The organism is Pontibacter sp. HJ8 (assembly GCF_054824225.1).
Window position 1 is genome coordinate 1 of the sequence record NZ_JSYF01000607.1, and the last position, 2,583, is coordinate 2,583.

General features: G+C 43.2%; 3 protein-coding genes. All 3 read left to right on the plus strand.

Annotated features, from left to right (window positions below; all coding sequences use genetic code 11):
* Nucleotides 1–352, plus strand: a 352-nt coding sequence (locus OB13_RS19975; RefSeq protein ID WP_461491947.1) for a hypothetical protein, incomplete at its 5' end; no start/stop codon positions are given.
* A complete protein-coding gene (locus OB13_RS19980; RefSeq protein ID WP_461491948.1) occupies nt 352–819 on the plus strand; it encodes a hypothetical protein in 468 nt (155 codons plus the stop codon). The genes OB13_RS19975 and OB13_RS19980, both read left to right, overlap by 1 nt.
* Nucleotides 820–891: 72 nt before the next feature.
* Nucleotides 892–2,460, plus strand: coding sequence for a sensor histidine kinase (locus OB13_RS19985; protein ID WP_461491949.1), 1,569 nt, complete (start codon nt 892–894; stop codon nt 2,458–2,460).
* Nucleotides 2,461–2,583: the final 123 nt, after the last annotated feature.

Genomic DNA, 2,583 nt, shown 5'->3' on the forward strand with positions numbered 1-2,583 from the left:
AAACTTAGTGACCGCTTCTATTGCCAGCTTTGGCAATAATGTTGAGTTGTTGGTTGAAAGTATGGCTGGAGTCACCCATACAGACTCCACCGGCACGCGCAAATCCCTATCTTCCTATATCTATGCAGGTTATAAAGCTACTGAAAAGATAATACCTTATATACGCTATGATAACCTCCGTTTTCAGGAAGGGGAATTGGGATTTCATAAGAATAACACGTCTTCCTATTTGGCAGGAATAAGGTACCAAATAAATTATCTTGCTGTTATCAAATTAGAGTACCAACACCATCGTTCAGAGATGTTTTCGCCTGTGAATACAGTATCAACCCAATTCGCCATTGGTTTCTAATGGAAAATATATATAAAATCCTCAAGTATAACATGGCCGGACTTCTGGTCTTGTTGCTGATCTTGTTAACGGCACCGCAGGCACGTGCTCAAGATACTCTTGCTGCTATTGCCAATCAAGACGGGGCGCCTGCCGCTTTGTCTTTCAATGAATTACAGTCAGTGCTTATGGGGGAAAAGCAGCGTTGGAGCAATGGAACGAAAGTCGTGATCGCATTGATCAAAACCAACAATACACTTGGAGCAACAATCTGCAAAGTTGTGTTTGACATGAAACCAGACGAGTTAAACAAACATTGGCTTGCCCTGGTCTTCCAAGGAAAGGCATCCGCTCCGTATTTCTTCAACTCTGTTACTGAATTGGAAGAATTTGTCTCTCATAACCCTGGCTCAATCGGTATCACTAACAAAGCTGTCAGTTCACCCAACGTGAGGAGACTCACAATTGACAGGAAAGAAACTATTTAGGCATACAGGTGGCAAGTATGACGCTTATACATATAGAATAAAAATAGAAAGAAGTGGCAGATGACCATGACCTTGAAAACCAAAATATGGCTCACAGTTGCTACTATCGTATTAATGTTCTCTTTCTTCACGCTGTTTTACTTCCCCGACCAGCAGGCAAAGCTCCTTTTGCATAATTATAACAACGAAGTACAGAACTTAGCCAACACGGTTTCATTAGGTGTCAAAATAGCTATTACAGAGCAGAATTTTGAGGGTGTTCAAACCGCTTTGGAGTTCGTGAAAGGTGATCCGCGGCTGGAGTTCATTAGTATGCTGCAAACAGATACGATCTGGAATGATACCCATACGTCATATACCATCAGCGAAAAGCTGTTTAAAACTTACCCTGAGAATAACACCTATGGCTCTACTGCTGTAACAGATGAAACAATCATAGTTAAGCGCTCTCCTTTTGCAAGCTCCATGATGAATGGTGCCATACTGTTAGGTTTCTCTACCGATGCGATAAACTCTAGTAAGGAGCGAATCAAGATCACCTCGCTTTTGGTTAGCGGCATAGTGTTCAGTATAGGCATCGTTATCGGATTCTGGCTATCTAAAAACATTTCTGACCCGGTGCTGGCCTTGCGTAACGCCGCCATACGAGTAGGAGAAGGAGACTTTAGTACAAGAGTAAAGACTGATTCCGGGGATGAGATTGGAGAGTTAGGCAAATCGTTTAATAAAATGGTTAAACACCTATCCAGGACGACAAAAAAGCTAAGGAGGGCCAACCTTACCTTGGCTGCCACCAATGATACCCTACAGAATACGGTGCAGGAACTGAAAGCCACGCAAGCACAGCTGATTCATAAGGAGAAAATGGCTTCACTTGGTGAACTCACCGCCGGTATCGCCCACGAAATCCAGAACCCACTCAACTTTGTAAATAATTTCTCAGAGGCTAACCAGGAATTGATAGAAGAAATGTTACAGGAGTTAAATAAAGGAGCCACAGAAGGTGCTATCGCACTGGCCAGGGATATCAAGGCAAATGAAGTAAGAATACATCAACATGGAAGGCGTGCCGGTGGCATTGTCAAGGGAATGTTGCAGCACTCAAGGATAGGCACCGACCACAAAGAACTCATTGAAATCAATAATTTGGCCGACGAGTACCTCCGCCTAAGTTACCATGCCATAAGGGCGAAGGACAGAACATTCAATGTTAAGTTTATAATTTGCTTCGATGACAGCATAGGCAAAGTGGAGGTGGCTCCCGAAGAGATGGGAAGGGTCCTGCTTAACCTTTACAATAATGCTTTCTACTCCATTGTAGAGAAGAAGAAACAACTAAGGGACGCATTTGAGCCAATGTTGGAAGTAACTACTAGGAAATTAAAAAATGCAGTAGAGATATCAGTAAAGGATAATGGTATGGGCATACCTCAACAAATACTAGGAAAGATCTTCCAGCCTTTCTTCACTACCAAGCCAACTGGTGAGGGCACAGGCCTGGGTTTATCTATCAGTTACGACATCATCACCAAGGGGCATGGAGGCGAGTTGGAAGTGGAGACGCAGGAGGGAGAGTATTCAAAGTTCACCATCAAGCTGCCCTTGTTCAGCACTTACAAGGAAGAGACGCCTGTTTTTTGAAGACTGGCACCGCATAAAATCTATAGCTAGTCCATCTTCGATGCCGACTCATTTATGATTTAAATTTTCCTGTTATACACTCAGGAAGCAGCTCAAGGAGTTATGATGCAGTAGTAGCGTCCG

Bases quoted from the DNA above. Each gene is read 5' to 3' on its own strand.
- OB13_RS19980 (WP_461491948.1), top strand. From the start codon at position 352: ATGGAAAATATATATAAAATCCTCAAGTATAACATGGCCGGACTTCTG.